Origin of the sequence: Pseudomonas sp. CYM-20-01 (assembly GCF_023169845.1) — a bacterium.
Classification (GTDB): domain Bacteria; phylum Pseudomonadota; class Gammaproteobacteria; order Pseudomonadales; family Pseudomonadaceae; genus Aquipseudomonas; species Aquipseudomonas azotoformans.
On record NZ_AP025169.1, the window covers coordinates 454,448 to 476,891 of the forward strand.

Annotated in this window: 19 protein-coding genes; 8 read left to right on the forward strand and 11 right to left on the reverse strand. The window is 60.9% G+C overall.

Features of this window, described 5'->3' with window-relative positions:
* Window positions 1-301: 301 nt before the first annotated feature.
* From betT to mgrA, 3 genes are all read left to right on the forward strand, one after another.
* The gene (gene betT, locus M2497_RS02045) at window positions 302-2,263 is read left to right on the forward strand and encodes a choline BCCT transporter BetT (protein WP_248488162.1); all 1,962 of its coding nucleotides are present in this window, start codon (window positions 302-304) and stop codon (window positions 2,261-2,263) included.
* 295 nt (window positions 2,264-2,558) lie between these two features.
* Window positions 2,559-3,887, forward strand: a complete 1,329-nt coding sequence (locus M2497_RS02050; RefSeq protein ID WP_248488163.1) for an OprD family outer membrane porin — start codon at window positions 2,559-2,561, stop codon at window positions 3,885-3,887.
* A gap of 109 nt (window positions 3,888-3,996) precedes the next feature.
* Window positions 3,997-5,034, forward strand: coding sequence for an L-glyceraldehyde 3-phosphate reductase (gene mgrA, locus M2497_RS02055; RefSeq protein WP_010214105.1), 1,038 nt, complete (start codon window positions 3,997-3,999; stop codon window positions 5,032-5,034).
* Between the two features lie 142 nt (window positions 5,035-5,176).
* On the opposite strand, the gene tauD is transcribed toward mgrA, so the two are convergent.
* The 7 genes from tauD to M2497_RS02090 all read right to left on the reverse strand — a co-directional run bounded on the left by tauD (window position 5,177) and on the right by M2497_RS02090 (window position 13,399).
* The gene (tauD, locus tag M2497_RS02060; RefSeq protein WP_248485660.1) at window positions 5,177-6,013 is read right to left on the reverse strand and encodes a taurine dioxygenase; all 837 of its coding nucleotides are present in this window, start codon (window positions 6,011-6,013) and stop codon (window positions 5,177-5,179) included.
* Between the two features lie 11 nt (window positions 6,014-6,024).
* The gene (gene tauC, locus M2497_RS02065) at window positions 6,025-6,861 is read right to left on the reverse strand and encodes a taurine ABC transporter permease TauC (RefSeq protein WP_248485661.1); all 837 of its coding nucleotides are present in this window, start codon (window positions 6,859-6,861) and stop codon (window positions 6,025-6,027) included.
* A complete protein-coding gene (gene tauB / locus M2497_RS02070; RefSeq protein ID WP_248485662.1) occupies window positions 6,858-7,637 on the reverse strand; it encodes a taurine ABC transporter ATP-binding subunit in 780 nt (259 codons plus the stop codon). The genes tauC and tauB overlap by 4 nt, the downstream gene beginning before the upstream one ends.
* A gap of 16 nt (window positions 7,638-7,653) precedes the next feature.
* The gene (gene tauA, locus M2497_RS02075) at window positions 7,654-8,631 is read right to left on the reverse strand and encodes a taurine ABC transporter substrate-binding protein (protein ID WP_248485663.1); all 978 of its coding nucleotides are present in this window, start codon (window positions 8,629-8,631) and stop codon (window positions 7,654-7,656) included.
* A gap of 249 nt (window positions 8,632-8,880) precedes the next feature.
* A complete protein-coding gene (gshA, locus tag M2497_RS02080) occupies window positions 8,881-10,464 on the reverse strand; it encodes a glutamate--cysteine ligase (RefSeq protein WP_071493166.1) in 1,584 nt (527 codons plus the stop codon).
* Between the two features lie 215 nt (window positions 10,465-10,679).
* Window positions 10,680-11,063: a PaaI family thioesterase gene (locus M2497_RS02085; RefSeq protein ID WP_248485664.1), complete on the reverse strand. Its 384-nt coding sequence runs from the start codon at window positions 11,061-11,063 to the stop codon at window positions 10,680-10,682.
* Window positions 11,063-13,399, reverse strand: a complete 2,337-nt coding sequence (locus M2497_RS02090) for a Tex family protein (RefSeq protein ID WP_248485665.1) — start codon at window positions 13,397-13,399, stop codon at window positions 11,063-11,065. The genes M2497_RS02085 and M2497_RS02090 overlap by 1 nt, the downstream gene beginning before the upstream one ends.
* 357 nt (window positions 13,400-13,756) lie before the next feature.
* Between M2497_RS02090 and ompR the strand changes: the two genes are divergently transcribed.
* Window positions 13,757-14,497, forward strand: coding sequence for a two-component system response regulator OmpR (gene ompR, locus M2497_RS02095; RefSeq protein WP_016979041.1), 741 nt, complete (start codon window positions 13,757-13,759; stop codon window positions 14,495-14,497).
* 117 nt (window positions 14,498-14,614) lie between these two features.
* Window positions 14,615-15,928 carry an ATP-binding protein gene (locus tag M2497_RS02100; protein ID WP_021491614.1) on the forward strand — a complete coding sequence of 438 codons (1,314 nt, stop codon included), beginning with the start codon at window positions 14,615-14,617 and terminating at the stop codon, window positions 15,926-15,928.
* Window positions 15,929-16,053: 125 nt separating this feature from the next.
* On the opposite strand, the gene rimK is transcribed toward M2497_RS02100, so the two are convergent.
* From rimK to M2497_RS02115, 3 genes are read right to left on the reverse strand one after another with little or no spacing between them, the layout of a single operon-like run.
* On the reverse strand, window positions 16,054-16,959 hold the full coding sequence (gene rimK / locus M2497_RS02105; RefSeq protein ID WP_025855543.1) for a 30S ribosomal protein S6--L-glutamate ligase: 906 nt from the start codon (window positions 16,957-16,959) through the stop codon (window positions 16,054-16,056).
* Window positions 16,956-17,405: an ATP-dependent zinc protease gene (locus M2497_RS02110; protein WP_282579052.1), complete on the reverse strand. Its 450-nt coding sequence runs from the start codon at window positions 17,403-17,405 to the stop codon at window positions 16,956-16,958. Before M2497_RS02110 ends, rimK begins: the two co-directional genes overlap by 4 nt.
* A gap of 46 nt (window positions 17,406-17,451) precedes the next feature.
* On the reverse strand, window positions 17,452-18,231 hold the full coding sequence (locus tag M2497_RS02115; RefSeq protein ID WP_058424806.1) for an EAL domain-containing protein: 780 nt from the start codon (window positions 18,229-18,231) through the stop codon (window positions 17,452-17,454).
* A 115-nt stretch (window positions 18,232-18,346) separates the two neighbouring features.
* Between M2497_RS02115 and M2497_RS02120 the strand changes: the two genes are divergently transcribed.
* Window positions 18,347-18,754, forward strand: coding sequence for a S4 domain-containing protein (locus M2497_RS02120; protein WP_058424805.1), 408 nt, complete (start codon window positions 18,347-18,349; stop codon window positions 18,752-18,754).
* 133 nt (window positions 18,755-18,887) lie between these two features.
* On the opposite strand, the gene M2497_RS02125 is transcribed toward M2497_RS02120, so the two are convergent.
* On the reverse strand, window positions 18,888-19,691 hold the full coding sequence (locus M2497_RS02125) for a phosphatase PAP2 family protein (RefSeq protein WP_248485667.1): 804 nt from the start codon (window positions 19,689-19,691) through the stop codon (window positions 18,888-18,890).
* Between the two features lie 104 nt (window positions 19,692-19,795).
* Here M2497_RS02125 and hslO point away from each other — a divergent pair, with 104 nt between their 5' ends.
* Entirely contained in the window at window positions 19,796-20,698 is a 903-nt protein-coding gene (gene hslO, locus M2497_RS02130; protein WP_248485668.1) for an Hsp33 family molecular chaperone HslO, read from the forward strand.
* A gap of 179 nt (window positions 20,699-20,877) precedes the next feature.
* The gene (locus M2497_RS02135; RefSeq protein WP_248485669.1) at window positions 20,878-22,419 is read left to right on the forward strand and encodes a phosphoenolpyruvate carboxykinase; all 1,542 of its coding nucleotides are present in this window, start codon (window positions 20,878-20,880) and stop codon (window positions 22,417-22,419) included.
* Window positions 22,420-22,444: the final 25 nt, after the last annotated feature.

The following is a 22,444-nucleotide window of genomic DNA, read 5'->3' on the forward strand; positions in this document are numbered from 1 at the left end:
GCCCCCTCCCACATTTTGTGTGCATTTCACCTCCAGACTGCTGAACGATTTCCTCTTCTCGCCCGTCATACCAATCCTTGAGCTAGTGTAGGAATCACCTACCACTCAGCCCTGCGATTAGTCCCAGACCGCCTATCCATGTTTAACTTGAATGTTCGTTCAAGTTAAACCCGGTGGTTCGCTGCCCGCTCACAACAGGAGGCTTACCTTTGCTGAGTCCGTTATTGACAGCCACATCCCTCACCCTCGGGGTGCATCGTTCATGAGTGCATCGTCCACCCCATCCAGCGGCCTGGTGCGCATGAATGCGCCGGTCTTCTACTTTGCCGCGACGTTTATCCTGCTGTTCGGCATCACTGTCATCGCTATCCCGCAACAGGCCGGTGCCTGGCTGCTGGCGGCGCAAAACTGGGCGGCCAACACGGTCGGCTGGTACTACATGCTGGCGATGACCCTGTATCTGGTCTTCGTGGTGGTCACCGCGCTATCGGGCTACGGCAAGATAAAACTCGGTGCCGACCACGACGAGCCCGAATTCAGTTACCTGTCCTGGGCCGGCATGCTGTTCGCCGCCGGGATCAGCATCACGCTGTTCTTCTTCTGCGTCTCCGAGCCGCTGACGCACTTGGTGCAACCGCCGCAAGGCGCGCCGATGAACGCCGACGCCGCACGCCAGGCCATGCAGATTCTGTTTTTGCACTGGGGCCTGCATGGCTGGGGCGTGTTCGCCTTTGTCGGCATGGCCCTGGCGTACTTCGCCTACCGGCATAACCTGCCGCTGGCGTTGCGCTCGGCGTTGTACCCGCTGATCGGCAAACGCATCAATGGCCCCATCGGTTACGCAGTGGATGGCTTCGGCATCATCGCCACGGTGTTCGGCCTGGGCGCGGACATGGGCTTTGGGGTGCTGCACCTCAACTCAGGGCTGGATTACCTGTTCGGCATTGCCCATACCCAGTGGATCCAGGTTGGCCTCATCACCCTGATGATGGGCGCTGCGATCCTGGTCGCCGTGGCCGGCGTCGACAAGGGCGTGCGGGTGATGTCCGACATCAACATGCTGCTGGCCTGTGCGCTGTTGCTGTTCGTGTTGTTCGCCGGCCCCACCCAGCATTTGCTCAACACCCTGATCCAGAACATCGGTGACTACCTGGGAGCCTTGCCGACCAAGAGTTTCGACGTGTATGCCTACGACAAACCCAGCGACTGGCTGGGCGGCTGGACCGTGTTCTACTGGGCCTGGTGGATTGCATGGTCGCCGTTCGTGGGCCTGTTCATCGCGCGTATTTCCCGTGGCCGTACCATCCGCGAATTCGTGTTCGGCGTGTTGCTGATCCCGCTGGGTTTCACCCTGGCGTGGATGTCGATCTTCGGCAACAGCGCTATCGACCAGGTGCTCAACCACGGCATGGCCGCACTCGGCCAGTCGGCCATCGATGACCCGTCGATGAGCCTCTACCTGCTGCTGGAAACCTACCCGTGGAGCAAGACAGTCATCGCGGTCACGGTGTTTATCAGCTTCGTATTCTTCGTCACCTCGGCCGACTCCGGCACCGTGGTGCTGTCGACCCTGTCGTCCAAGGGCGGCAACGCCGATGAAGACGGGCCGAAATGGCTGCGGGTGTTCTGGGGGGCGATGACCGCGCTGGTCACTAGTGCCTTGCTGTTCGCCGGCAGTATCGACTCGCTCAAGTCAGCGGTGGTGCTGACCTCGCTGCCGTTCTCGATGATCCTGCTGCTGATGATGTGGGGGCTGCACAAGGCGTTCTACCTCGAATCGCAGAAGCAGATCGCCCAGTTGCACTCGCTGGCGCCGGTTTCGGCAGCGCGCAAAGGCCGGGGCGGCTGGCGTCAGCGGTTGAGCCAGGCGGTGCATTTCCCGTCGCGGGATGAGGTGTATCGCTTCCTGGAGTCAACCGTGCGCCCGGCGATTGAAGAGGTGACGGCGGTGTTCGTCGAGAAGGGCCTGAGTGTGGTCACCCAGCCCGACCCGTCCAACGACAGCGTCAGCCTGGAAATCGGCCATGGCGAGGAGCGTCCGTTCGTTTACCAGGTGCAGATGCGCGGCTACTTCACGCCGTCATTTGCCCGTGGCGGCATGGGCTCCAAAGAGATCAACAACCGTCGCTACTACCGGGCGGAAGTGCACTTGGCCGAGGGCAGCCAGGACTACGATCTGGTGGGTTACACCAAGGAGCAGATCATCAACGACATCCTCGACCAATACGAGCGACACTTGCAGTTCCTGCACCTGGTGCGTTGACGCTCAACGCAGGCCTGTCAGAGTAGCTTTATGTGGGAGGGGGCTTGCCCCCGATAGCGGAGTGTCAGTATCCGATGAGCTGGCTGGCCTACCGCAATCGGGGGCAAGCCCCCTCCCACAAAAGTATGTGCAAGGCCCTGAATTTTCGGGTTTTCTTAAATTTAATTTCATCCGTCACCCGCCGGTTTTGACGCGCAACTGTCATCTGGCCACTGCGTAATTGTGTGAAGCGTTTGACGCTTTCATTTCAGAACAGTGACGGAGACCGGTACCAATGAAGACGTTGATAAGCCCTATGGTGGGTGCCGCCATGGCGAGCTTTATGCTGTCCGCCCATGCCGATTTTATCGATGACAGCCACGCCGATGTGACCCTGCTCAACCGCTACCTCAACCAGCAGGGGCGTGACGTGGTGAACAGCAACGCCAAGGCCCACAGCATTCGCGATTGGGGCCAGGGGTTTGAGTTCAACTTCAAGTCCGGCTACACCGAAGGCCCGGTGGGGTTTGGCCTGGACCTGCAGGCGTTCTACGGGTTGAAGCTAGACTCCGGTGGCGATCTCAACGACAAGGATCACCAGGGCCGCTACCCCGGCAGCATGTTCCCGCTGGACAACGGCAAGTCCGCCGACCAGTTCGGCGTGTTGAGCCCGACGTTCAAGATGCGTTTCGCCAAGGACGAGTTGCGCCTGGGTACGCTCTACGGCAACAACCCGGTGCTGGCCAACACCGACGGGCGCCTGTACCAGCAGACCAATACCGGTGTGCAACTGGTGTCCAAGGACCTCAGTGATTTCACCTTCACCGGTGGCGATATCTTCAAGACCAAGATCCGCAACGAAACCGGCGACCAGGGCATGATTACCGCCGGTGGCACCAAAGAGAGTGATCGTTTCCTGTTCGGCGGTGCGGACTACACCGGCATCCAGAACACCACGGTCAGCCTGTGGTACTCCAACCTTGAGGATTACTACCAGCAGTTCTTCCTTGGCGCCAAGCGCCATGACGCCTTGTCGGTGGGCGCTATCGACACCGATGTGCGGGTGTTCCGCAGCCTGGGCGTGGGCGGCAACGCCGACGGAGACAAAGACTTCGCGGCGGCCGGCCTCTACGGTGACGGCACGGGCAAGGGTCGCATCAACCAGACCACCGCCAGCCTGCTTGAGAGCTACAGCCTGGACGGGCATACCGTTGGCCTGGGCATCCAGAAAAACAGCGGCGACAGCGACTTTCCGTACCTGGATTCCGGCCTGAACAGCGGTGACAACCGCCAAGGCCCAGGCTCAGGCGCCGACACCCCGGCGCTGACCAACATGCAGTTGAATAAATTTCAACACGCCGGTGAGCGTACTTGGCTTGCGCAGTACAAGTATGACTTCGGTAAGCTGGGCCTCACGGGCCTGACGTTCTCCGCCGCCTATGCCCACGGCGATGACATCCGCACCGTGCAGGGCACCACCAGCGAGTGGGAGCGCAACATTGCCGTGGCTTACCAAGTACCGACCGGCACCCTTAAAGGCCTGGGCGTGACCTGGAAAAATGCGCACGCCAGCCCGGATATCACCGGTGCCACCGTGCAGGATGAAAACCGCTTCTATGTGAGTTATGTCGTTCCCCTCTGGTAGGCAATTGCTGTAGAACGGAACGGCAGACTTAAGCGATTCAGCTGCTTAAAAGGCCTGGGAATAGCGTTATTCCCGGGCCTTATTTGTCCCAAGTTCAAGAGAGGATTCGATGACTTACATTGCTGCCGAAAACCGCTATGAATCTATTCCGTATCGCCGCGTAGGCCGCAGTGGACTGGTGCTGCCCGCACTGTCCCTGGGGCTGTGGCACAACTTTGGCGACAGCACCCCGATCGACACCCAGCGCGCCCTGCTGCGCACCGCGTTCGACCTGGGCATCAACCACTTCGACCTGGCCAACAACTACGGCCCGCCCTACGGCAGCGCCGAGATCAACTTCGGCCGTTTGCTGCGCGAAGACTTCAAGCACTACCGCGATGAACTGATCATCTCCAGCAAAGCCGGCTGGGATATGTGGCCCGGTCCATACGGCCAGGGCGGCGGCTCACGCAAGTACGTGCTGGCCAGCCTCGACCAGAGCCTGCAACGCCTGGGTGTCGACTATGTGGATATCTTCTACTCCCACCGTTTTGACGCCGACACCCCCCTGGAAGAAACCGCCAGTGCACTCGCTACTGCAGTGCAACAAGGTAAGGCGTTGTATATCGGTATCTCGTCCTACTCGGGGGTAAAAACCCGCGAAATCGCCGCCCTGCTCAAAGAGTGGAAAGTGCCGCTGTTGATCCATCAGCCGGCCTACAACCTGCTCAACCGCTGGGTGGAAAAAGACCTGCTGGACACCACCGAAGAACTCGGTGCCGGGGTGATTGCCTTCACGCCATTGGCCCAGGGTCTGCTGACCGACAAATACCTCAACGGCGTGCCGGCGGATGCGCGGGTGAATCGCCCGGGGGGTGGTTCGTTGCAGGCCAAGCACCTGTCCGAAGCCAACATTGCCCATGTGCGTGCGCTGAATGAGATCGCCCAGCGTCGAGGCCAGAGCCTGGCCCAATTGGCACTGGCCTGGACCCTGCGTGATCCCCGGGTGACCAGTGCGCTGATCGGTGCGAGCCGGCCGGAGCAGATTATCGAGAACGTCGGGGCGTTGAAGAACTTGAGCTTCAGCGCGGAAGAACTGGCGGAGATTGATCGGTTTGCGCAGGAAGGTGGGATTAACTTATGGGAAAAGCCATCCACGGCTGAATAACTGGTCATCACTCGGCCATTGTGGGAGGGGGCTTGCCCCCGATGGCGGTGGGTCAATCACTGATTAGTTGGCTGACAATCTGCTATCGGGGGCGAGCCCCCTCCCACACTTTGATCTTCAGTGTGGCTGAGATTGTGTGGGCCTAGAATGGGACATCCCCAAGAATCGTCGCCCGATGCATCACCCGCCGCTGCGGCCGGTAGTCATCCACCGCGTAATGCTGGGTCACGCGGTTGTCCCAGAACGCCACGTCATTCTCCTGCCAGCGCCAGCGGATAGTGAATTCCGGACGCGTTGCGTGGGCGAACAAGAGCTTCAAGATTGCTTCACTCTCCGCCGGTTCAAGCTCATTGATCTTGGTGGTAAACCCATCACTCACGAACAGCGACTTACGCCCGCTCACCGGGTGCGTGCGCACTACCGGATGCGACAACGGCGGGTTCTTCCTGCGGGTTTCTTCCCAGCGAGCCAGGTCTTCGGCGGTGTTGCCAAAGCGCTCCAGCGGGAAGGACTTGGTGAAGTCATGGGTCGCCGTCAGCCCGTCGAGCAAGCGCTTCAACGGTGCGGACAACGCTTCATAGGCCGCAATCCCGCTGGCCCACAGCGTATCGCCACCAAACGCCGGCAGCAGCTTGGCGCTGAGCACCGCGCCGAGCGCCGGTGTCGGCAGGAAGGTCACGTCGGTGTGCCACACGGCGTTGTCGCGCACGTCGGTGACGGCGGTGTCGAGGATCAGCACTTCGGGCTGGTCCGGCACGTTGGGGTAGATCGGGTGAATATGCAGGTCACCGAAATGCGCCGCGAACCGTGCTTGCTGTTGGGGGGTGATTGGTTGATCACGGAAGAACAGCACCGAGTGCTGGAGCAACGCCTGTTCGATGGCATCGCGCTCTTCAATGTTCAACGGCTGGGTGATATCGACGCCACTGATCAGGGCACCCAATGCGGTGCTAATGGGGGTAACGGTCAGGCTGCTCATGCTGTTCTCACTCAATGTGCCTGGCCATGCCACGGCACCAGTTTACGCTGCAGGGCACGCAGGCCCATTTCCATGGCGAAGGCGATCAGGGCGATCACTAGAATCCCCAGCACCACCACATCGGTGACCAGGAACTGCGCCGCCGACTGCACCATGAAGCCCAGGCCGCTGGTGGCCGCGATCAGTTCTGCGGCGACCAATGTCGACCAACCCACACCCAGCCCGATGCGCACGCCGGTGAGGATGTCGGGCAGTGCGCTCGGCAGGATCACATGCCGAATCAACTGGGCACGGGTGGCGCCCAACGACTGCGCCGCCCGCAGTTTGGCCGGGTCGACGGTGCGCACGCCGGTGGCGGTGGCGATGGCAATCGGCGCAAAAATCGCCAGGTAGATCAGCAGCACCTTGGACAGCTCGCCGATGCCGCACCAGATCACGATCAGCGGCAGGTAGGCCAGCGGCGGGATCGGCCGGTAGAACTCGATCAGCGGGTCGAGGATGCCACGGGCGATTCGGTTGGAACCGATGGCGATCCCCACCGGCACGGCGGTCAGCACGGCAAAGCCCAGGCCCAGGCCGATACGGCTGAGGCTCGCGCCCAGGTGCTGCCACAAGGTGGAATCCATATAGCCGCTGGTCGCCAGCAGCCAGCCCTTTTGCAGCACGGCGGACGGCGGTGGCAGGAACAGCGGCTCGATCAAGCCACTGGCGGTCACCGCCCACCAGAGGGCCAGCAACGCAAACAGGGTCAACACGCTGATCCAACGCGTGCTCAGGCTGCGGCGTACCGGGACCACTGCGTGTGCCGCCGGTTTGGTCACCGTGGCGGGAAGTTCGTAGCTGCTCATGCGGACACCTGGCGTTGGGAGAACACTTTGCCCAGTACGTGTTCGCGGGTTTCGATAAAGCGTGGGTCGGACTTGATCGCCCGCGCCGACTCACCGGCGGCGTAGCGTTGGCCGAAGTCCAGGTGCAGGCGTTCGACGATCTGGCCGGGGTTGGGCGCCAACAGGATCAGGTCGGTGGCGAGGAACACCGCTTCTTCGATGTCGTGGGTAATCAGGAATACCGGCTTGGCCGTGCGCCGCCAGACCTGCAGCAGCAATTCCTGCATCTGTTCGCGGGTGAAGGCATCAAGGGCGCCGAAGGGCTCGTCCATCAGCAGCACACGAGGGTCGGCCGCCAGGGCGCGGGCCAGCCCGACGCGTTGCTTCTGGCCGCCGGAAAGCTGCCAGATACGGCGGCTGTCGAAACCGGCGAGGTCCACCAGCGCGAGCATTTCCCGGGCGCGGACTTCACGTTGCGCCTTGGGCACGCCAGCCAGCTCCAGGCCGAAGCCGACATTGGCCAGCACGTCTTGCCAAGGCAGCAGGGCGTCGTCCTGGAACACTACGCCACGTTCGGCACTGGGACCTTTGACCGGCACGCCATCGAGGGTGATGCGCCCGGCGCAAGGTTCGACGAAACCGGCAATCAGGTTCAACAGCGAAGTCTTGCCACTGCCGGACGGGCCGAGAGCCACCAGCAACTGCTGGGGCCCCAGGTCGAGTGAAATATCTGACAGTACCGGTTCTGTGGCGCCTGGGTACTGTGCGCTGATGCGCTCCAGCTGTAGCAAGGCCATCGCTATGAACTCCCGATCAATTGGTGATGAATTTGGCGCTGACGTAAGGGGCGTAGTCCGGCAGTACCGCGTCGACCTTGCCTTGTTCCTTGAGGAACGCGGCGGTGTCGGTCACAGCCTTGGTGGTCGGTGCGCCCAGCAGGGTCACCTGGTCAGCGGCCAGCGGGTAGACGTTGCCTTGCAGCAAAAGCGGAATATCGCTGGCCTTGGCACCGGAGAGTTTCACCAGTTTGTTGACGTTGCTTTTATCGGCGAGCCAGGCTTGTGGGTCTTTGCGGTAGGCGGCGTAGGCATCCAGGGTGACCTTGGCGAACGCGGTGACGATTTCCGGGTGCTTTTCGGCGAAGTCCTTGCGCACGATCCAGGCATCGAAGGTTGGTGCGCCGAACTTGGCCAACTCGCCGGAGGTGATCAGCACCTTGCCGTTCTCTTTGGCGACGCCCAGTGCTGGGTCCCATACGTAGGTGGCGTCGATGTCACCACGCTTCCAGGCGGCGATGATGGCCGGTGGCGCGAGGTTGAGGATGGTCACTTTGGACGGGTCGATGTTCCAGTGCTTCAGGGCGGCCAGCAGGCTGTAGTGCCCGGTGGACACGAAGGGCACAGCGACTTTCTTGCCGACCAGGTCCTGCGGGCTGTTGATACCCGAACCGTTGCGCGCCACCAGGGCTTCGGCGCCGCCGATCTGGGTGGCCACCAGGAAGGTTTCCACCGGTACTTTGCGGGTGATCGCGGCGGTCAGCGGGCTGGAACCGAGGTAGCCGATCTGCACGTCACCTGAAGCGATGGCGGCGATGATGTCGGCGCCATTGTCGAATTTGCGCCAGTTGATCTTCGCGTTAGTGGCTTTTTCATAGGCGCCATCGGCTTGGGCGACTTTGGCCGGGTCCACGGTGGTCTGGTAAGCGATGGTCACGTCCGCCGCCTGGGCAAACAGGCTGGCACCGGCCAGGCACAATGCGGCCAGCAGGCGCAAAGGGGTTAACAGTTTCAAGGGGAAGCTCCTCAATCAGGCGGCCGAGGGTCGGCGTGTGAGGAGACTAAATGATCTAAGAATCCGAAAATAAATAACATTTTCGAATTAGCTTATGAGAAGAGTTGTGAGCGCTGACCTTCAATCGGGTGGAAGTCAAATGTGGGAGGGGGCTTGCCCCCGATAGCAGCATGTCAGCCACTGTATAGGTAGCTGACCCACGCCATCGGGGGCAAGCCCCCTCCCACATTTGCCCCGATTTCAGCTTACTTAGTTGCTGATGGCGAGGATGCTGGCTTGGTACGAGCCGACAAACACGTCAAAGTCGCCCACTTCGTTTTGCTCCAGCTCGGCTTGCTGTGCCAGTGAGGCACGCGCGAGTTCTTCAAAACGCGCCTGCTCTTCAGCCGCCAGCGGCTCCTTGCGGAAATGCTCGGCGTGCAGCTGGCTCTGATGCAGGGAGAATTGCGCAAAGCTCTCTTTACGCTCGGCCATCGCCGCCAGCACCTGGGCCGACGGGGTCAGGGACGAATCGTTGACCTTGGCCAACTGGGCGTCCAGCGCCTGGCTGTGCTCGGTGATGCCGTGGCTCTCATCCAGCAAGGCAGCCAGTGGCGCAATCTGTTCGAGCAGCTCGGCGGCCCATTCCTTCATGTCCACCGGCTGGCCCTGGCGTTGCAGTTGCAGGCCCGGACGGCGACCTTCCTTGACCACGCTGAGGAAGTTGGAGGTGGCGTTGCCGCACTCGTTGTTGGCGAACAGCGGGCTGTCGTTCAGTGCGCAGAACAGCAGGAAGGCGTCGAGGAAGCGCGACTCTTGCAAGTCGATACCCATGGGCAGGAACGGGTTGATATCCAGGCAGCGTACTTCGATGTACTGGATGCCACGGGCCATCAGCGCCTGGATCGGCCGCTCGCCGGTGTAGGTCACGCGCTTGGGGCGGATGTTGGAGTAGTACTCGTTTTCGATCTGCAGGATGTTGGTGTTGAGCTGTACCCACTCACCATCCTTGTGCGTGCCGATTTCGACGTAGGGCGCGTAGGGCGTTGCCACCGCTTCGCGCAGGCTGTCGGTGTAGCTGGCCAGGTCGTTGTAGCACGGCGTGAGGCCGGCCTGGGCGTTGCTCTGGTAACCCAGGTCGCTCATGCGCAGGCTGGTGGCGTAGGGCAGGTATAGCGTGTCGGCGTCGAGCACTTCCAACTGGTGCGAACGACCGCGCAGGAACCCGGCGTCCAGGGCCGGCGAAGCACCGAACAGGTACATCAACAGCCAGCTGTAGCGGCGGAAATTGCGGATCAGCGCGATATAGGCGTTGGACTGGTAGTCGCGGTCAGTGCCGACAAACCCTTCGGTTTCCTTGAGCAACGGCCACAGCGCCTCGGGCAACGAGAAGTTGTAGTGGATCCCGGCGATGCACTGCATGGTCTTGCCGTAACGCAGGGCCAGGCCTTTGCGATACACGTACTTGAGCTGTCCGATATTGGAGGTGCCGTAGTAGGCAATCGGGATGTCTTCCTCGGCCGGCAACGGGCACGGCATCGAGGGGCTCCACAGGTATTCGCTGCCGAGCTTGGTGTAGGCAAAGCGATGGATCTTGTCCAGGCTGCTCAGGGTATCGGCCGGGTTGGGCAGGGCAGGAGTGATGAACTCCAGCAGCGATTCCGAGTAGTCGGTGGTGATCTGTTCGTGGGTCAACGCAGCGCCCAGGGCTTCGGGGTGCGGCGTTTGCGCCAGTCGACCCTCACCGGTGACACGCAGGCATTCGCGCTCGATGCCGTGCAAGCACTGCTCTAGCAGGGAGAGGTGTTCGCGCTTGCCGAGCAGGGCCAGGCGGCGGTTGAGAAGTTCGCTCAAGTTGGATTCCTTCACGCGTCAGTCGCCCCAATATGGGGGTGGGCAGGACGGTCTACAAGGGTGAAGTTGAAACTGGCGTGATCGCCTGGTTTTGAGTCGATTTGACCCGCTCTGAATATGCCGACTTCACTCCATGAATTTGGCTACAGCGCAGCGAGAAAATTCCGACGCCGTTTAGTGCAGCGCCGAAATTAACTCAAATCGGGGGTGGGGAGCTATAGGACAGCGAAGGTGCCCTGTGCTTTTGCGACAAGTCTTTCGTCCTGATACACCTCCGCCTCGACCACCAGCGTACGGCGGCCGGCATGAATCACCCGGCTGGTGCACAGCACGTCACCGTCCGACACGGCGCGGATGTAATTGATCTTGCACTCGATGGTCGCGCTCTGCTGGTCGAAACCATGGGAGCTGGAGCAGGCCAGTCCCATCGTAATGTCCACCAGGCTGAAAATCGCCCCACCATGGAGCTTGCCCGCGCGGTTGCGCAGTTGCGGCTCCAGGGTCAGGACCACCTCGGCAACGCCTTCTTCAAGGCGTTGCAGGCGGCAGCCGATCAGTTCGCTGAAGGCGCTCTGGGTCAAGCCGGCCGGGATTTCCATCAACGTTTCTTCAGCTGTTTGGCGTTGGCGAACAGCGAAGCCATGGCGTTGTTGCTTGGCGCTGTGGTGGCGGTTTCCTTGCGCGGTGCATTGTTTTCAGAGCGATTCTGCGACTGGCGCGGTGCCGAGCCTGGGCGTGCGCCACGGGCACCGTCGATTTTCTCCCCTGGGGTGTCGCTCATGCGCATCGACAGGCCGACGCGTTTGCGCGGGATGTCGACTTCCATGACCTTGACCTTGACCACGTCACCGGCTTTGACCGCTTCGCGGGGATCCTTGATGAATTTCTCCGAAAGCGCGGAGATGTGCACCAAACCGTCCTGATGCACGCCGATGTCCACAAAGGCGCCGAAGTTGGTCACGTTAGTCACCACGCCTTCGAGGATCATGCCCGGTTGCAGGTCCTTGAGGTCTTCGACACCGTCCTGGAACTCGGCGGTCTTGAACTCGGGACGTGGGTCGCGGCCCGGTTTTTCCAGCTCTTGCAGGATGTCGGTGATGGTCGGTACGCCGAAGGTTTCGTCGGTGTACTTCTTGGGATCCAGGCGCTTGAGGAACGCGGCGTCGCCGATCAGCGAACGGATATCGCGGTCGGTCTCGGCAGCGATGCGTTGCACCAGCGGGTAGGCTTCCGGGTGGACCGCAGACGCATCAAGCGGGTTGTCGCCATTCATGACGCGCAGGAAGCCGGCGGCCTGTTCGAAGGTTTTTTCACCCAGGCGTGCGACTTTTTTCAGCGCGGCGCGGGTTTTGAACGCGCCGTTTTCGTCACGGTGACTGACGATGTTCTGCGCCAGGGTGGCATTGAGGCCGGAGATTCGCGCCAGCAGTGCCACGGAGGCAGTGTTCACGTCCACGCCCACGGCGTTTACGCAGTCTTCCACCACCGCATCCAGGCCGCGCGCCAGTTTCAGCTGCGACACGTCGTGCTGGTACTGGCCGACACCGATGGATTTAGGGTCGATTTTCACCAGCTCGGCCAACGGGTCCTGCAGTCGACGGGCGATGGATACCGCGCCACGGATCGACACGTCGAGGTCCGGGAATTCCTTGGACGCCAGTTCCGACGCCGAGTACACCGAAGCGCCGGCTTCGGAAACCATGACCTTGGTCATCTTCATGGCTGGGTATTTTTTGATCAGTTCGGCGGCCAGCTTGTCGGTTTCGCGGCTGGCGGTGCCGTTGCCGATGGCGATCAGGTCCACCGCGTGCTTGGCGCACAGGGCGGCCAGGATCGCCAGGGTCTGGTCCCACTTGTTGTGCGGCACATGCGGATACACCGTGGCGTGGTCCAACAGTTTGCCGGTGGCGTCGACCACGGCGACCTTGCAGCCGGTACGCAGGCCCGGGTCGAGGCCCAGGGTCGCGCGCGGGCCGGCCGGGGCGGCCAGCAGCAGGTCGTGCAGGTTGTGGGCGAACACGTTGATCGCCTCGGTTTCGGCGCCGTCGCGCAATTCGCCGAGCAGGTCGGTTTCCAGGTGGGTGTAGAGCTTGACCTTCCAGGTCCAGCGCACCACTTCGCCGAGCCACTTGTCCGCAGGACGGTTCTGATTCTGGATGCCGAATTGTTGACCGATCATGCCCTCGCACGGGTGCATGGTGCCTGGCAATTCGTCGCCGACCTTCAGCGCGGAGCTGAGAATGCCTTCGTTGCGGCCACGGAAAATTGCCAGTGCGCGGTGGGACGGCATGCTCTTGAGCGGCTCGTCGTGTTCGAAGTAATCGCGGAACTTGGCGCCTTCTTCCTCTTTGCCGGCGATGACGCGGGCGCTGAGGATGGCTTCCTGCTTCAGGTAGCTGCGCAGCTTTTCCAGCAGGCTGGCGTCTTCGGCGAAGCGTTCCATGAGGATGTACTTGGCACCTTCGAGGGCGGCCTTGACGTCGGCGACGCCTTTTTCTGCATCAATGAAGCGGGCGGCTTCAACTTCCGGGGCCAGCGACGGGTCGTTGAACAGACCGTCGGCCAGCTCGCCCAGGCCGGCTTCCAGGGCGATCTGGCCCTTGGTGCGACGCTTCTGTTTGTACGGCAGGTAGAGGTCTTCGAGGCGGGTCTTGGTGTCGGCGAGCTTGATGTCGCGCTCGAGTTGTGGGGTCAACTTGCCCTGTTCCTCGATGCTGGCGAGGATGCTGATGCGCCGTTCGTCGAGTTCTCGCAGGTAGCGCAGGCGCTCTTCCAGGTGACGCAGTTGGGTGTCGTCGAGGCTGCCGGTCACTTCTTTACGGTAACGGGCGATGAAGGGCACCGTGGAGCCTTCATCCAGTAGAGCGACGGCCGCTTCGACCTGTTGTGGGCGTACACCGAGTTCCTCGGCGATGCGGCTGTTGATGCTGTCCATAAAACCACCTGAAATTCTGAAAAGCAGCTCGCAGGCCCGGAAAACAAGGCCCTGGGAGGCTGGTTGAGCGGCCCGACTGGCGCCGCTGCCTGGGTCAAGAGGCAGCCTATTGACCCTCGAAATCGAAAAATTCGCGACAAGCGGGTGAAAAAAGCCTCGGCAGCAAACGGTAACGATCTGACGTTGCCCTGCACGGCGGCGGCGCATTATAACCAGCGTTCTGTCCTTGGGGGGGATTGCGCCAACGGTTGTAGGGCGCGGGTTCGCTGGCGGTAGAGGAAAAATCTGCTAACAATGCACACGGTGCGTATAACGGCAGCTAGGCCATAATGCGCGCCGAGATAAGAGGAGCATCCAATGAGCAGCACTGCACAAACTGCTGAAGGCGAAAAAATTCTCATCGTTGATGACGATCCGGGGCTGAGCAGCCTGCTGGAGCGTTTCTTCAACTCCAAGGGCTACCGTGCCCGCGCGGTGCCGAATACCGAGCAGATGGACCGCCTGCTGGGGCGCGAAGTGTTCAACCTGGTCGTACTCGACCTCATGCTGCCCGGTGAAGACGGCCTGACCGCCTGCAAGCGCCTGCGCGGAGCGAACAACCAGATTCCAATCATCATGCTCACCGCCAAGGGCGATGAGCTGAGCCGTATCAAGGGCCTGGAACTGGGCGCTGATGACTACCTGGCCAAACCCTTCAACCCTGATGAGCTGATGGCACGGGTCAAGGCCGTATTGCGTCGCCAGGCCCCGCCGGTACCGGGCGCACCGGGTAGCGAAGACGAAAGTGTCACCTTTGGCGACTACGAACTGTCGCTGGCGACCCGTGAGCTCAAGCGTGGCGATGAAGTGCACATGCTCACCACCGGCGAATTCGCCGTGCTCAAGGCCCTGGTGATGAACGCTCGCCAGCCGCTGACCCGCGACAAGTTGATGAACCTGGCCCGTGGCCGGGAATGGGATGCCCTGGAACGTTCCATCGACGTGCAGATCTCCCGTCTGCGTCGGATGATCGAGCCGGACCCGTCCAAGCCACGGTATATCCAGACGGTGTGGGGCGTAGGTTATGTGTTTGTGCCGGATGGCAACAAAACCAGTTGACCGATGATTTGCAGTTACGGGCCTCCCGGTGTCTGACTCCATGAGGGTCGACGGGATGCCCGGCGTCTGCAATTCTGCGAGCGCCGCTCGTTTCTGCAAGGTATCCAGCTGTCTTCTATGAAAACCCCGTTGTGGTTCCCCCAAAGTTTCTTCTCCCGCACCCTCTGGCTGGTGCTGATCGTCGTTCTGTTTTCCAAGGCACTCACGCTGGTTTATCTGTTGATGAACGAGGACGTGCTGGTGGATCGACAATACAGTCACGGCGTAGCCCTGACGTTGCGTGCCTATTGGGCCGCTGACCCCGAGAATCGCGAGAAAATTGCCAAGGCCGCCACTCTGGTGCGTGTGGCGGGCGCGGGTGTGCCGGAAGGTGAGCAGCATTGGCCCTACAGTGAGATCTACCAGCGCCAGATGCAGGCCGAGCTGGGTGAAGACACCGAGGTGCGGTTGCGCATGCATGTATCGCCGGCATTGTGGGTGCGTGCGCCGAGCCTGGGCGAGGACTGGTTGAAGGTGCCGTTGTATCCGCATCCGCTGCGCGGGCAGAAAATCTGGAACGTGCTGGGCTGGTTCCTGGCGATCGGGCTGCTTTCAACGGCGTCGGCGTGGATCTTTGTGCGTCAGCTCAACCAGCCGCTCAAGCGTCTAGTGTTTGCCGCCCGCCAATTGGGTCAGGGACGCAGTGTGCGCCTGCCAGTCAGCGATACGCCCAGCGAAATGACCGAGGTGTATGGCGCGTTCAACCAGATGGCGGAAGACGTCGAACAGGCTGGGCGTGAGCGCGAGCTGATGCTGGCGGGGGTGTCCCACGACTTGCGCACACCGTTGACGCGATTGCGCCTGTCGCTGGAGTTGATGGGCAACCATACGGATCTCACCGATGACATGGTCCGCGACATTGAGGACATGGACGCGATTCTCGACCAGTTCCTGGCGTTTATCCGCGATGGCCGTGATGAGGTGGTGGAGGAAGTCGACCTGACGGACCTGGTGCGTGAGGTGGTCGCTCCCTATAACCAGAACGGCGAACAGGTGCGCATGCGTCTGGAGCCGATCCAGCCGTTTGCGTTGCGTCGGGTGTCGATGAAGCGCCTGTTGAACAACCTGATTGGCAACGCCTTGCACCACGCCGGTTCCGATGTGGAAGTGGCGGCGTATGTGTCTGGCGACAGTGCAGCGCCCTATGTGGTGCTGAGCGTGATGGACCGGGGGGCAGGCATCGACCCGGATGAGTTGGAAGGTATCTTCAACCCCTTCACCCGTGGCGACCGTGCCCGGGGTGGCAAGGGCACTGGCCTTGGGTTGGCGATTGTGCGGCGGATTGCCTCGATGCATGGGGGCAATGTTGAGTTGCGCAACCGCGAAGAGGGTGGCCTGGAGGCGCGGGTGCGCTTGCCGCTTGGGCTGATGTTGCCTCGCGACGCGGTCTAAGCACCGACACAGGTCAAATGTGGGAGCGGGCTTGCCCGCGAATGCAGGGGGTCAGTCGATACATATTTGACTGATCCACCGCTTTCGCGAGCAAGCCCGCTCCCACACTGGTTTGTGGCGGTTGATCAGCCCTTGCCCTTGGTCCTGGTCATATTTGGCCCACCATTCTTCTCCAGATGTTGAATGATGATCCCCGCGACATCCTTCCCGGTGGTGGTCTCAATGCCTTCCAGGCCCGGCGACGAATTCACCTCCATCACCAGTGGCCCATGGTTGGAGCGCAAGATATCCACACCCGCCACGGCCAACCCCATGACCTTGGCCGCCCGCAGTGCGGTCATGCGTTCTTCCGGGGTAATCTTGATCAGGCTGGCGCTACCGCCACGGTGCAGGTTGGAGCGGAACTCCCCCGGCTTGGCTTGGCGCTTCATCGCCGCAATCACCTTGTCGCCCACCACGAAGCAGCGGATATCCGCACCACCAGCCTCCTTGATGTATTCCTGCACCATGATGTTCTGCTTGAGGCCCATGAACGCCTCGATCACGGATTCGGCCGCCGTCGCGGTTTCGCACAGCACCACGCCGATACCCTGGGTGCCTTCCAGCACTTTGATCACCAGCGGCGCGCCATTGACCATGTCGATCAGGTCAGGGATGTCGTCGGGGGAGTGGGCGAAGCCAGTCACCGGTAGGCCGATACCTCGGCGCGACAGCAGCTGCAGGGAGCGCAGCTTATCCCGCGAGCGGGCAATGGCTACCGATTCGTTGAGGGGAAACACCCCCATCATTTCAAACTGGCGTAACACCGCGCAGCCATAAAACGTCACCGAAGCGCCAATACGCGGGATGACGGCATCAAACCCCTCCAGCGGCTTGCCCCGGTAGTGGATCTGCGGCTTGTGGCTGGCGATGTTCATATAGGCACGCAACGTGTCGATCACCACCATTTCGTGGCCACGTTCGGTGCCGGCCTCAACCAGGCGGCGGGTGGAATACAGACGCGGGTTTCGCGACAGCACAGCAATCTTCATGCAGCACCTGGGACAGATAGGGTAGAGACCGGGAACACCGGCTTGTCTTGAACGTACTTGATACCGGGATTGACCACCAATTGGCCGTCAATCAAGGCTTTGGAGCCCAGCAACAGGCGGTAACGCATGGCTTTGCGGCAGGCCAGGGTAAATTCCACCCGCCATACCCGATCACCCAGCGCCAACGTGGTGCTGATGACATAGCGCACCTGCGCATGGCCATTGGAGCTCTTGATGGTTTTCATCGTCACCAGGGGCGCTTCGCAGCGGCGGTGACGCAATTGCACGACGCTGCCCAAGTGCGCGGTAAAACGCACCCACTGCTCGCCGTCGCGCTCAAACGGCTCAATGTCGGTGGCGTGCAGACTTGAGGTGCTGGCACCGGTGTCGATCTTCGCGCGCAGGCCTGCCACTCCCAGATCGGGAAGTGCCACCCACTCACGCAGACCCACAACGGTCAAATGGTCAAATGTCTTCAATATGGATAACCGATCAATTCGCCCAGGCCTGAGGGGATACCTCGGCCAGGGCTTTAAATGCAGGCTTGGCGAACCAGTAGCCTTGCATCAGAAATATTCCGCAGTCGGAGAGAAAGTCCCGTTCGCCGGCACTTTCGATGCCTTCGGCGATGACAGTAACCCCCAACTGCTCACAGATTGTGACAATCCCCTGGACGATGACCTGACGAACACGATCCTGATCAACATCGCGGATCAGCGCCATGTCGAGTTTGATCAGGTCAGGTTGGAAATCAGCCAGCAGGTTCAGCCCCGAATAGCCCGCGCCGAAATCGTCGATGGCGGTCTTGAAGCCGAATTCGCGGTATTCACGCAGAATATTCGTCAAATGGCGATAGTTATCTACATGCTCGCTTTCCAGGGTTTCGAAAATCAGCCGGTTCAACGGAAAATTATGTGCGCGAGCCGCCTCCAGGGTGCTACGGATGCACAGTTCCGGGCGGTACACGGCATTGGGCATGAAGTTGATCGAAAGGTGCGTTTGCATGCCCAAGGTCGCCGCACCGGCGATCGCCTGGGTTCGGCAGCGTTGGTCGAAGCGGTAGCGGTTGCTTTCGTTGACCTGGTCCAGCACCGACAGCGCCCCTTCGCCTTGTGTGCCACGCACCAGGGCTTCGTGGGCAAAGATCGAATGGTCCCGCAGGTCTACGATAGGCTGGTAAGCGAACGCAAAATCGAACCCGAGGGGCTCGCTTTGCTGGCAACCCACACAGCGCTGGTTGGGCGAGGTGAGTGAAAGGGGAAATTCGGTCACAGCATACCTCGCGAAAACAGGGTGCTACCTGGCGTATCTTAGGTGAGCCTTGGGGTTTATGCGTCGAAGGGTTTCAACGGTAAAGTTGCGACATTTTTCAGAGCGAGGAATTCAAGTGGCTCAAAAGCAGGAAGAGGAAGAAAAGGTCCGTCTGGACAAGTGGCTGTGGGCGGCGCGTTTCTATAAAACCCGTGCCCTGGCCAAGGCCGCCATCGAAAGCGGCAAGGTGCATCATCGCGGCGAGCGCTGCAAGCCGGGCAAAGAGCCACGTGTCGGTGATGAGTTTCAGATTCGTGCAGGGTTTGATGAAAAGACGGTCGTAGTTCAGGCGCTATCCATCGTTCGTCGTGGCGCACCTGAAGCGCAAGCGTTATACGCCGAAACCGAAGCCAGCATCGCCAAGCGTGAAAACGCGGCGGCGATGCGTAAGGCCGGCGCCACGGGCATGACCACCGATGGCAAACCGAGCAAGAAACAACGCCGCGACCTGTTCAAGTTTCGCGGCAGTGGCAACGATGACTAGCCTCAATCGAACGGGCCTTTGTGGCGATCGGGCTTGCTGTGGTGAGCGGGCTTGCCCCGCGCTGGAGTGCGCAGCGCTCCCGTTTTTTGGAGCCGCTCCGCAGCCCAGCGCGAGCAAGCTCGCTCACTACAAATTATTGCGCAGGCCTGACAACGCTCATTCGCCCCACTATGGGTAAACGAGCAGCCAGCCCAAACACCGGCGCCGTCACCCGCAACAACCCACTCGATACCGTCGCCGCAAACGGTGTGTAGTATCCCCAGCCCAGCGCTAACAGCGCCAGCAACACACCGCCGATGTAATCGTCCTGCCCCCAATGCGCCCCCGCCACCAGGCGCGGCATCATGAACAGCAGCGCCAGGCCCCAGATCACCAGCACCTGGCCCGCGCGCTTGGCGAACACGGTCATGAACATCCCCCAAATCAGCAGCACCGAGGCGTGGTCCCCGGGGAAGCTCTGGCTCGAACGGTCCTTCAACTCCCAGGTCTTCTCCAGGCCTGGGAAGTAGTCACTCATCTGGATCGCCCCGCTGATCACCATGGACGGGCTATGGTGTTGCCAGCCCATGTGCGCGGCGAGTTTGGAAAACAGCATGCGGATAAACAGCAACAGCAACAGAATGCCGACAAAACCTAACAAAGCCTGGCGCACCTGCACCGCCTTGAACACCCAATCGCCGCGAATCAACAGCGTCAGCAGAATCACCCCGACCACCGCATCGAACGGTCGCAAACTCGCTACAGCCCACACGTGCAGCCATGCGGAGTTGCTCGCCAGCGGGTCGTTGAGCAGGTGAAACAGCCACTCGTCGAACATCACACACAGCATCTGGCCCGTGGGCCACAGCCAAAAACACAGCAACCCGACAGCGAGTAGATTGCAAACGGCCCATCGCCCGAGGTTCCACTTGGCTTGGAACAAACCCGGATTGTTCATAAACTGTCCCCCACGGCTTCAGAAAACTGCACCAAAACGGTGCTAAAGCGTTTAATTCTATAAACCTTGTAATCAATTTGTCATCAATTCAGATACCCAGACCTATGACTGATCTACCGGATACCGACTTCACCCAACGCTTCATCTTCGACGAGAGCGACGCCCGCGGCGAGCTGGTCTCGCTGGAGCGCAGCTATGCCGAAGTCCTCGCCAAGCACCCCTATCCGGAGCCGGTCGCGCAACTGCTCGGTGAACTGATGGCAGCGGCAGCGTTGCTGGTGGGCACCATGAAGTTCGATGGTTTGCTGATTCTGCAGGCGCGCTCCGAAGGCCCGGTGCCGATGCTGATGATCGAATGCTCCAGCGAGCGTGAAATCCGTGGCTTGGCCCGTTATGAAGCCGACCAGATTGCGCCGGATGCCACCTTGTCCGACCTGATGGCCAACGGCGTGCTGGCAATTACCGTCGATCCGACCGAAGGCCAGCGCTACCAGGGCATTGTCGATCTGGATGGCGAAACCCTGTCGGACTGCTTCACCAACTATTTCGTGATGTCCCAGCAGGTGGGCACCAAGTTCTGGCTTAACGCCGATGGCAAGCGCGCCCGCGGCATGCTGTTGCAGCAACTGCCGCCCGACCGCATCAAGGACGAGGATGAGCGCACCGACAGCTGGCGCAAGCTGACCGCCCTGGCCGGCACCCTCACCGCTGAAGAGCAACTGGGCCTGGATAACGAAACCATCCTGCACCGCCTGTACCACGAAGAGGCCGTGCGACTGTTTGACGCACAGGGCCTGCGCTTCAATTGCAGTTGCTCGCGTGAGCGTTCGGCCAATGCGCTGGTCAGCCTGGGCCTGGAAGATGCGCAAAACCTGGTGGTTGAGCACGGCGGCCATATCGAGATCGACTGCCAGTTCTGCAACGAGCGCTACCTGTTCGATGCGGCCGATGTAGCGCAATTGTTCGCCGGCGCAGGCATCGACACGCCTTCCGACACCCGCCACTAAAACGTTTAAGCACAGGTAAATCACCTGACAAACGCCGGATTAGCGCAGTTCTGACGGGAGGGCCCTACTCTTTTTGGGCTTTTCTGGCATAATCCGGCCCACTTTTTTCGCGGTAGTAGTGCGCAACTTTCTACTACAAAACGTTTGGAGCACTCGGCCATAGGCCGACGGGGAACCTCATGACGCAAGCCAACAACGCCGTATACACCGATCTGAGTGTTGACGATCTGGTTAAAGAAGCCCTGCAGCGTGGTGAAGGCGTGCTCGCCGATACTGGCGCGCTGGTCGTCGAAACCGGTCACCGTACTGGCCGTTCGCCGGTCGACCGTTTCATCGTTGAAGAGCCTTCCACCCAGGCTTCCATCGCCTGGGGCCCGATCAACCGCAAGTTCCCGGCCGACAAGTTCGATGCGCTGTGGGCTCGCGTCGAGGCATTCAACAACGCGCAAGAGCATTTCGTTTCCCACGTTCACGTAGGGGCTGCCGAAGACCACTACCTGGCTGTGAAAATGACCACCCAGACGGCCTGGCAGAACCTGTTCGGTCGGTGCCTGTTCATCAACCCGGCCCAGTACAACCCGGCCGGTCGTGAAGAGTGGCAAGTGCTCAACGTGGCCAACTTCGAATGCGTGCCAGAGCGTGACGGCACCAACTCCGACGGTTGCGTGATCCTCAATTTCGCCCAGAAAAAAGTCCTGATCGCCGGCATGCGCTACGCCGGTGAAATGAAAAAAGCCATGTTCTCGGTGCAGAACTTCCTGCTGCCGGCTTCCGACGTACTGCCGATGCACTGCGCCGCCAACATTGGCGAAGCAGGCGACGTGACCCTGTTCTTCGGTCTGTCGGGCACCGGCAAGACCACCCTGTCCGCCGACGAAAGCCGTTACCTGATCGGTGACGACGAACACGGCTGGGGCGAAGGCGTGGTGTTCAACATCGAAGGTGGTTGCTATGCCAAGTGCATCGACCTGTCCGAGAAGAACGAGCCGGTCATCTGGAAAGCCATCAAGCACGGCGCCGTGCTGGAAAACGTGGTGATCGACGACGCCAAGCACGCCGACTACACCAACGTCAGCCTGACCCAGAACAGCCGCGCCGCCTACCCGCTGGAGCACGTTGCCAAGCGTTCCGAGAAGAACCTGGGCGGCGAGCCAAACGCGGTGATCTTCCTGACCTGCGACCTGACCGGCGTACTGCCACCGGTGTCGATCCTCAGCGAAGAACAGGCGGCCTACCACTTCCTGTCCGGCTACACCGCGCTGGTGGGTTCGACTGAAATGGGTTCCGGCGGCGGTATCAAGTCGACCTTCTCCACCTGCTTCGGCGCACCGTTCTTCCCGCGCCCGGCTGGCGAATACGCTGAACTGCTGATCAAGCGTATCCGTGGCTTCGGCTCCAAGGTCTACCTGGTCAACACCGGCTGGACCGGCGGCGGCTACGGCGTCGGCAAGCGCTTCAACATCCCGACCACTCGCGGCGTGATTGCAGCGATCCAGAGCGGCGCGTTGGTCGGTGCTGAAACCGAGCACCTCGACACCATCAACCTCGACGTGCCATTGGCCGTACCGGGCGTTGAAACCAGCCTGTTGAACCCACGTAACACCTGGGCCGACAAGGCTGCCTACGACGAAGCGGCGAAGGCGCTGGCCGGTCTGTTCATCGAGAACTTCAAGAAGTTTGAAGTGAGCGATGCGATCAAGGCGGCAGGTCCTAAGTTGTAAGATTCAGTCGTTGTGAAAAAGCCGC